This is a genomic window from Lentibacillus songyuanensis, assembly GCF_039548255.1.
Lineage (GTDB): Bacteria > Bacillota > Bacilli > Bacillales > Amphibacillaceae > Lentibacillus_C > Lentibacillus_C songyuanensis.
Genome location: NZ_JBCLVH010000022.1, coordinates 64,329 through 73,456, shown reverse-complemented (window position 1 = coordinate 73,456; position 9,128 = coordinate 64,329). Strand labels below are relative to the sequence as shown.

The window sequence follows — 9,128 nt, the reverse complement described above, 5'->3', positions numbered from 1 at the left end:
GGATTCCAGTATGTCGATTTGTTCGGGTGAAGGAAAAATTTCATATTTGTAGTTTAGTAACATGAATGCACCTCCTAACTCTAATTATAGATCCTATGTTCGGTATTTTCAAGTACTTTGCTGAGCAAACCGAAATTCATTTCCCTCTTATCCTTGTTTCACTCGTAACAGGATGGAAGGGAGAGACTTCTTTCGGAAGGCTTTAAAAGATGCTGACCCAATGCAAAGAAGCCGATTGAAGAAATGGAATCGACGGTAGAAGGTATTCGCAAAGGGTTAGATCGTTTAATGGCAAATCTCCCAACCCTGGTTGATGATTTCCGACCCTATTTGGATACCGCTATTTTCAGTTCAGGAAATTATGCGAACATTCGCCTGTACAATACGGCGGCAGCAGCGATTTTTGATGAAATGGAAATCCTGTTTGAGGATATTATTTATCAATTATCCAGTCAACATGCAGGTGCCATTGAATCGGCTGTAGAGGTATCAAAAGGGGTTCACAGCAATATTCGATTGTTAAATAACCAGGTTAGCCGGGGAACGCTATGATCTAAGAATATAACACAGATAGAATGGATGCTTCCCCGGCCGATTAGATTCTGATTATCTTTCCCATATTATGCATGCTTCATATTAATTCCATCCCCCGTGGCAACAATCACCCGGTCAGCCATGCCAACAAATAATCCGGTATCCACAACACCAACCATCGCTTTTAATTGGGCATGCAATTGTTTCGGCTGTCGTAATTCATGAAATGCACAATCCAAAATATAATTTCCATTGTCCGAAACAAATATGTCCCCGTTGCCCCCTTTTCGTAATTGCGGCTCAGAGCCAAGCTCGGCAATACGTTTTGCTGCAAATTCCCAGCCAAACGAAACCACCTCGATTGGCAATGGAAAGGCTCCTAAATGTGGAACTAGTTTGGATTCATCCACAATAATGATCAACTGTTTAGCTGCAGCTGCAACGATTTTTTCCCGTACCAGGCAACCGCCCCCGCCTTTTACCAGATTGAGGTGATCATCCACCTCGTCAGCCCCATCAATCGCCACATCCATCTGTTCAATATCGGCAAAGCGCGTTAACGGTATCCCGTATTCATGAGCCAATTCCTCTGTTTGTAACGAGGTCGGTATTCCTTTAATATTCAATCCTTCCTGTACACGCTCACCAAGCGCTTTAAGCATCATATTGACCGTAGATCCCGAGCCTAAGCCAATGGTCATTCCATTTTTGATGAAGGAAATCGCTTCTTCACCAGCCAATTGTTTTTGACGTTCGATTGGATTCATGGATCTAGCCTCCTCGATTAATCATCCTACCGTGCAAACACTTTCGTAAATTCATTTCGAAACGCTTCGACATCCGCATCTATACAGACTTGCACATTGCCATCTTCCATATAATTCACCACCGTACAGCCGGTCGCCGGTCCATCGGTTACCACATCAACAGTCGCACGTTTCACACGGAATAAATCAGGATGGATTAGATAAAAAATCGTACATAAATCATGGATGGAAATGGCTTCTTTGGTATAAGCATGCATGTAAAAGCCAAGCATTTGATAAACCATCTCGCCAACGTTTCCTTGTGCTCTCACCTTTTTCACGTCATCATAGGTAACACTTGTTAACCGCGTCACATCCAGTCCACACATCACAATATCAATGTCTGTTTCAAAGACGATCTTCGCCGCATGCGGATCAGCGTAGATATTAAACTCAGCTACAGGTGTGGCATTACCGCCCGTTGCCGCCCCACCCATTAGGACAATCTGTTCAATATTATTAATCGCCTCGGGGAAAGTTTTCAGTAAAAGTGCTATGTTGGTAAGTGGTCCAATCGGCACAAGTGTCACTGGTTCTGGTGAAGAAATAATGTGATTTCGCAGCTCAACAATGGCGTTTTCCTCAGAAAGCAAGGACGTATTTGGTTCGGCCGTAAATTGATATTCTCCTACTCCACTCCTTCCATGGACATGGGATGCCGTCTTCGGTTTGCGCAATAACGGTGCCCCTGTTCCCTTTGCTATTGGTGTATGTTTCCCTAAAAATGTTAGCAAGTCGACGGCATTCCTGGTTGTATTTTCAATTCCAACATTCCCGCCGACGGTTGTTATCAATTTCACATCCAATTTATCGGAAAATAACGCAGCGGTAATTGCCACCACGTCATCTATTCCTGGATCAGTGTCAATAATGATTGGTTTCTTCATGATGATCTCCTTTTGTCTGGTTAGGTTGATAGTTAACGAAACGATAATCGAAAATATTACCGGTATTATCCCTTTCAATCTTATCACTTCTACTTCTCTAAACGCCCTGCTTTCTGATCCTCTACCGCCATCTTCCGCACTTCAAAATGTTTCTTTTTCCCTGTCGCCGTATATGGCAGATCATCAATAAATCGGTAATAGCGCGGCTTCTTATAGTCCGCCAGCATCGGATGCTCGACGCAATAGCTGTTTAGTTCCTCTGTTGTCAGCGAAGGATCAGCTTTAATCACGTACGCTACCGTTGATTCTCCTCTTAATTCATCAGGAACACCTACTAAGACAGATTCTTGCACTTTTGGATGCTGGTTAAGGATTTCTTCCACCTGAACCGGATGGATATTTTCGCCGGAGGAGACGATCATATCGTTTTTGCGGCCAACAATGGTGACAAATTCATTCTCATCCCACGTTGCCATATCACCGATGTAAAGCCAGCCTTTATGAAACACCCGCTCGCTCTCTACTTCATTATTGACATACGCATACGCCGTCTTTCCCGGCGCACGGACAATCACCTCGCCAACTTCCGCATTATCCTTGTCCACAAGATCATCTGGATCTGCCTTGCGATCAGGATAAATTTTTACGACTGCCACATCGTCATCCGTGCAGGCTCGTCCCGCTGAACCGGCCATCTCCGGCAAATCATATGGACGCAAAAAGGTGTTCCAAAACGCTTCCGTCGTTCCATACCCATTAAAAATATTCGGTGTAAGTGTCTTCTGGTAGTTCATGCAGTCCTCTTTTCCCAATGGCGCACCCATCGTAACAATTCCCTTTAGGTTGGATAAATCAACAGCATGCTTTTTCTGCTGTTCATACAGCATTTTCAGCATTGGCGGCGCACCAATTAAAAATGTCAGCCCATACTTTTCGACGTATTTCAAACAGGTTTTGGGATGGAAATTTCGAAGAATAACAATTTCCCCGCCAATATATAGCGTAGGGTTTGGTCCGCCGGAATGCATTCCTCCACGATGGAACCAGGGGCTCATGTTCATCGTTTTATCGATTGGGCTTAGCGGAAAGTGCATTGCCACGTCATGGGCGGAAAGGATATCATTGATGTTGTTTAATGGAACCCCTTTTGGCATTCCCGTCGTTCCGGAGGTGTAAAGGCGGGTATTTTCATCATAAATATGCTTTGGTTGCACAATTCCTGGGTCCTTGATCGATTGATCTTGTACATAGTTCACAAAAGAAACATGCCCATCTGGTGTTTTTTCTTCATTGGTAATGTCAACCATCACCACCCGATCCGGACGATGATTTGCCATCGCCAGCGCTTGTTCCGCTGTTTCCTTAATCTCAGCATCATAAATAAAAACAACTGGTTTGCTGTCATCGATAATGTAGGCTGTTTCTCCAGGAGACAACCGGAAGTTGATCGGGCTGTTGATAGCACCAATCTTTTGTGGAGCTAAAAAACTGAAAACAAATTCAGCCGAGTTCAACAGCTGATACATAACGACATCATTTTTGCCAACACCATCTTCCAACAAGGCATGGGCCAACCGGTTTACGTCCTGATTCAATTCAGCATACGTCCATGTCCGGTCCGTCGCTGTACATGTCATTGCCGGCCGCTGTCCGAACCGGTGTACATTTCGTAAAAATCCATTCAGGTAAGTAAATTCATATTCAAACGTTTCTTTGAACATACGAACATCATACGTATATTGCTCCATGTTCTCCTCTTCCTCCTATTTTTGATTTAGTATGCGATTAATTTGTCATAATTATATCCCCTGTCAATGAAGGATTTACTGATTGCTAAGACCGCTCGCCAAATTGCCAAAAACCGGCCACTTGTCCATTAATTCGTCCCACAGCTTAGGATACCGTCTTTTCAAATTAAACGGCTTTCCATCATTATCTGCATATGTATGCGTGGTTTCCCCCATTTCTGCCAGCTCCCCATTATGTTTAAACACACGATATTGAATCGCCAACCTGGTCCGTGTCAGATTTGTCAATGTTGCGCGAACAGTGATTGGCTCACCAGGACGCACCATTTTTTTGTAATCACAATCCGCATGCAGACACACAAGGGCAACCCCCTTTTTGTGAAATGTCTCTATGTACGGGAATCCATATTCCGCAAAAAAATGCATACGCGCATTCGTAAACCAATCAAACGTCCTAGCATAATACGAAATCCCAGCCGGATCACTATCCCCCCATGTTACCGTCATTTCCATATCTGCTTGGGGATATTCATCTGTCATCATATCAAGCTTCCTTTCCATTTTTTCCGTCTCCTCTCATCAAAAATTGTATCCTTCAGTCCACTAAATTGTCAAAAGATACGAAAGAAGCAAACTGGTCAATATCCCACGGGTGAAAATCTTGAGTATCTCTTGACAGATTGATAGTGAAAGCGCATAATAAACACATGTTTAAAAACTAAACATTTGTCCTAAGTGATTCGAGGGGGTGAATTGTAATGAGCGATGATATCAATGAAAAAGAGAAACTGGTTTTACAACTTATTAAAGATAATCCCTTTATTTCACAGTTAGAATTGGCAAATGCGGTTAATTTATCGCGATCAACTGTTGCAAATATCATTTCCGGATTAATTAAAAAAGAATACGTTTCCGGGAAGGCCTATGTATTAAATGAAGTGAACCCGATTATATGTATCGGAGGCGTCAATGTCGACCGAAAATTTTATGTAACACAGGATATTGTAGAAAAAACATCTAATCCCGTGACATCATCCAGATCTGTTGGAGGGGTAGCAAGAAACATTGCTGAGAATCTTGGAAGACTTGGAGAAGATATTATTATGCTTTCCGCTGCCGGGAATGATTCGGACTGGAAGGAAATTTACGACCTGTCCTCCCCATTCATGAATTTGGACTATGTTACGCAATTTGAAGATGCTGCTACCGGCTCCTATACTGCTGTGTTGGACAAACATGGGGATATGTTCACCGCACTTGCTGATATGAATATTTACGATAGAATCACACCAGAGCTTTTGAGCAAAAACAGCAACACATTACAAAAGGCAAAATGCATTGTAGCTGACTTAAACTGTCCAAAAGAAACCATTGATTTTCTGTCATCATTTACACTAAAATATCAGATACCTTTCGTAATTGTTCCTGTCTCTTCACCGAAAATGAACAGGCTTCCGAAAAACCTGCAAGCTGTTCATTGGCTGATCTTGAATAAAGATGAAACAGAAACCTTTTTTAACATTCAGATCAACAACCAACAAGACTTTCAAAAAGCGATTGAAAACTGGTTGAATTTAGGCGTTAAAAATGTCATTGTTACGGATGGCGCTAACGGGGTGGCGGCAAGCGGAAAAGATGGACAAGTTCACTTTTATCCGGCGATCAAAGCAGAAACGGTTGTCGATGTAACCGGTGCAGGTGACGCCTTTTGTTCCGCTGTGATTCATTCCTGGTTACACAAGAAAAGTCATGAAGATGTGATTTCATCTGGAATGGTAAATGCATATAAAACGCTCAGTTCAAAGTATACGGTACGACAAGAATTATCGAAACATCAGCTTGAATTTGATATGGAGGAATTACAAAATGAATCAATACATTGACTTATCAGCCGAAGTGAAACAAGCAAAAGAAGAAGGTAAAGCCATTGTCGCATTGGAATCCACCATTATTTCGCATGGTATGCCTTATCCACAAAATGTAAAAACAGCTCGGGAAGTAGAACAAATTGTCCGTGACAATGGTGCAGTACCAGCAACAATTGCTATCATGGATGGAAAAATTAAAATTGGTTTATCAGACGAGGAATTAGAAATGTTCGGTAACAGTGATAACGTTGCAAAAGTATCCCGTCGTGATTTGCCAGAAATTATCGCAACCAAACGATTGGGTGCAACCACTGTTGCAACGACGATGATTTGCGCAGAATTGGCCGGCATTCATGTGTTTGTTACTGGCGGTATTGGCGGTGTTCATCGCGGTGTGGAAGAAACGATGGACATCTCCGCTGACCTGGAAGAACTGGCTAAAACAAATGTTGCGGTTATCTGTGCTGGTGCAAAGTCAATCCTCGATTTGCCACGGACATTGGAATACTTGGAGACAAAGGGTGTACCGGTCATTGGCTATGGTACAGAATATTTACCAGCATTCTTCACTCGCTCAAGCGAATATAAGCTTAATTCTTCTACCGATTCGGTTGATACGATTGCGGATACACTAATTGCTAAATGGGGTCTAAATTTAAATGGCGGTGTCGTAATCGCAAACCCAATACCAGAAGAAGATGCCATGGATGAGCAATTTATTAATGGTATTATTGACCAAGCTATCCAAGAAGCTAAGGAAAACCATATCTCTGGTAAGGACAGCACGCCATTCCTGCTAGAAAAAGTGGTTGAAATGACAGAAGGAAAAAGTCTGGATGCTAACATTGCTCTTGTTAAACACAATGCAAAAGTTGGAACAGAGATAGCTGTAAGTTTTAATAACAAAAACAAATAACATTTTTACATGACGTTTACTGATAAGAGCCACTTGCTTACCAGGTGGCTTGTTTCATTTAAACATCGATGTAAACGGTAACACCACAACAAATGATACATCACACACCTTGAAAAGGGATGAGAAGCAGATGAATATTATTTTTCTAATAACTGGAATTTTATTTGCCTTTTTAGTTGCGTTTTTAGTTAGTAACGACCGTAAACATGTAAAATATAAACGAATCGGGATCATGCTTGTTGTTCAGCTAGTCTTAGTCTTTTTTCTCATGCACACAAGTATTGGTTTAGTTGTTGTTACAAGTATCGGTCATTTTTTTGAGAAGCTGATGGCCATTGCCAATTCCGGAATTGAGTTTGTATTTGGCGGACTGGTAAACGAAGGGGAGTCAACCTTTTTCATGACCGCACTGCTACCGCTTGTATTTATTTCCGTTTTGATTGGAATTTTGAATTATATCAAAGTCTTACCAATCATTATCAAGTATTTGGGATGGATTCTAAGTAAAATAACTAGAATGGGTAAGCTGGAAAGCTATTTCGCCGTATCCACTGCTGTCCTGGGTCAGCCAGAGGTATTTTTGACAATCATGAAACAGATCCCGTTATTGTCCTCGCGCAGGCTGTATACCATCTGTACATCAGCAATGAGTGCGGTAAGTGCGGCCATGGTTGGTTCATATATGACCATGCTGGAGCCCAAATATGTCGTTACCGCTGTTGTACTTAATATCTTTAGTGCATTGATTATCGCCAACATCATTAACCCGTATGACCTGGATGAAAAAGAAGATTTAATTCAAATTGAAGAGAAGGAACGCGTCCCATTTTTCCAAATGGTTGGTGATAGTGTCATGGACGGTTTCAAAATCGCCATTACCGTTGCTGCCATGTTACTCGGATTTATTGCATTGATGGAATGTATCAATGTTATCTTCTCGGGCATTTTTAACATTTCTTTTCAAACAATTATGGGTTACATCTTTTCCCCCGTTGCTTTTCTTATGGGAATTCCTTGGGCAGAAGCGGTACAGGCTGGCAGCATCATGGCAACCAAACTAGTAACCAACGAATTTGTTGCCATGCTTGACTTTGGAAATATCGCCGGATCTCTTTCCGATAAAACGAATGCCATTGTTTCCGTTTATTTGGTCAGTTTTGCCAACTTTGGTACGGTCGGAATTATATCTGGATCCATCAAATCGATTAGTGAAAAACAAGGCAGTCATGTTGCTAAATTTGCTTTAAAATTATTGCTTGGTGCAACATTGGCTTCTATCATTTCAGCAACAATCATGGGGCTAATGATGTAAATTTCTACAAGAGGTGAAAATCATGACAAAACGAAACATAATCATGGATTGTGATCCTGGACATGATGATGCGATAGCGATTATCCTGGCCGCGGCACAACCAAAATTAAATATTTTAGGGATTACCACTGTCTCCGGTAATGCGGAGCTTGAGAAAACAACGATCAATGCACTAAAAATTTGCGATTTGGTTGGACTGCACGATGTGTCTGTTTCCAAAGGAGCAGGACAGCCATTAGTACGAATACGCGAAACGGCTCCAAGCATTCATGGCGATTCTGGATTAGATGGCCCGGAGCTTGCAGAGCCTTCCCGCAGCTGGAGTGACGAACATGGAGCAGACACCATTATCCGGTTAGTAAAAGAAGCAAGCGAACCAGTGACTATCCTGCCAACTGGACCACTAACCAATGTCGCATTAGCATTGTCGAAAGCTCCAGAGATTAAGGATAACATCGAGGAGATTATTTTAATGGGTGGTGGTACATTCGGTAACTGGACCCCTTCTGCAGAATTTAATATTTGGGCCGATCCTGAAGCAGCAAAAATCGTATTTAATAGCGGTATCCAAACCGTTGTAATGGGGCTGGACATCACCCATCAGGCATTAGCAACCAGAAACGTAATTGAGGAGATAAGTCAAATCGATAACCCAGTTGCAAAAATAGTCGGAGAGTTATTGGAGTTTTTTGCCACGACGTACAAAGCACAGTTTGATTTTGATAGTCCGCCAGTACACGATGTGTTAACCGTTGCTTATTGCGTGGCTCCGGAATTGTTCCAAATAGAAGATGTCAATATTGCGATTGAAACGAAGGGCGAATATACGGCTGGAACAATGCTGGTAGACCTTCATCATACCACTGGCCGAGAAATCAATGCTAAGTTTGGACTTAAATTGGATATTGAGGGATTCTGGAGGTTGATGATTGATGCCTTAAGGAAATATGAAGGACAGTAGACAGTTTAAAACCGACTAATAGAGTTACTTCTTACAGGTTACAAATCACTAGTCAGTCTGTTCGAGCGTCCGGATATTTTTAATACGTTCAACGCT

General features: G+C 42.0%; 9 protein-coding genes. 5 read left to right on the top strand and 4 right to left on the bottom strand.

Annotation, left to right across the window (positions count from 1 at the left end; all coding sequences use genetic code 11):
• Positions 1–243: 243 nt before the first annotated feature.
• Positions 244–552, top strand: coding sequence for a hypothetical protein (locus WMZ97_RS17580; RefSeq protein ID WP_343273397.1), 309 nt, complete (start codon positions 244–246; stop codon positions 550–552).
• 68 nt (positions 553–620) lie between these two features.
• Here the strand turns inward: WMZ97_RS17580 and rpiA are convergent, their stop codons facing one another.
• From rpiA to WMZ97_RS17560, 4 genes are all read right to left on the bottom strand, one after another.
• A complete protein-coding gene (rpiA, locus tag WMZ97_RS17575; protein ID WP_343273396.1) occupies positions 621–1,301 on the bottom strand; it encodes a ribose-5-phosphate isomerase RpiA in 681 nt (226 codons plus the stop codon).
• A 26-nt stretch (positions 1,302–1,327) separates the two neighbouring features.
• Entirely contained in the window at positions 1,328–2,227 is a 900-nt protein-coding gene (locus tag WMZ97_RS17570; protein ID WP_343273395.1) for a nucleoside hydrolase, read from the bottom strand.
• Positions 2,228–2,316: 89 nt separating this feature from the next.
• Positions 2,317–3,975, bottom strand: a complete 1,659-nt coding sequence (locus WMZ97_RS17565) for a class I adenylate-forming enzyme family protein (protein ID WP_343273394.1) — start codon at positions 3,973–3,975, stop codon at positions 2,317–2,319.
• Between the two features lie 75 nt (positions 3,976–4,050).
• Positions 4,051–4,536, bottom strand: a complete 486-nt coding sequence (locus WMZ97_RS17560) for an acyl-CoA thioesterase (RefSeq protein WP_343273393.1) — start codon at positions 4,534–4,536, stop codon at positions 4,051–4,053.
• Positions 4,537–4,745: 209 nt separating this feature from the next.
• Between WMZ97_RS17560 and WMZ97_RS17555 the strand changes: the two genes are divergently transcribed.
• The 4 genes from WMZ97_RS17555 (at position 4,746) to WMZ97_RS17540 (ending at position 9,032) form a co-directional block, all read left to right on the top strand.
• A complete protein-coding gene (locus WMZ97_RS17555; RefSeq protein ID WP_343273401.1) occupies positions 4,746–5,858 on the top strand; it encodes a carbohydrate kinase in 1,113 nt (370 codons plus the stop codon).
• Entirely contained in the window at positions 5,842–6,759 is a 918-nt protein-coding gene (locus WMZ97_RS17550; RefSeq protein ID WP_343273392.1) for a pseudouridine-5'-phosphate glycosidase, read from the top strand. The genes WMZ97_RS17555 and WMZ97_RS17550 overlap by 17 nt, the downstream gene beginning before the upstream one ends.
• A 130-nt stretch (positions 6,760–6,889) precedes the next feature.
• Entirely contained in the window at positions 6,890–8,071 is a 1,182-nt protein-coding gene (locus WMZ97_RS17545; RefSeq protein WP_343273391.1) for a NupC/NupG family nucleoside CNT transporter, read from the top strand.
• Between the two features lie 22 nt (positions 8,072–8,093).
• A complete protein-coding gene (locus WMZ97_RS17540; protein ID WP_343273390.1) occupies positions 8,094–9,032 on the top strand; it encodes a nucleoside hydrolase in 939 nt (312 codons plus the stop codon).
• Positions 9,033–9,128: the final 96 nt, after the last annotated feature.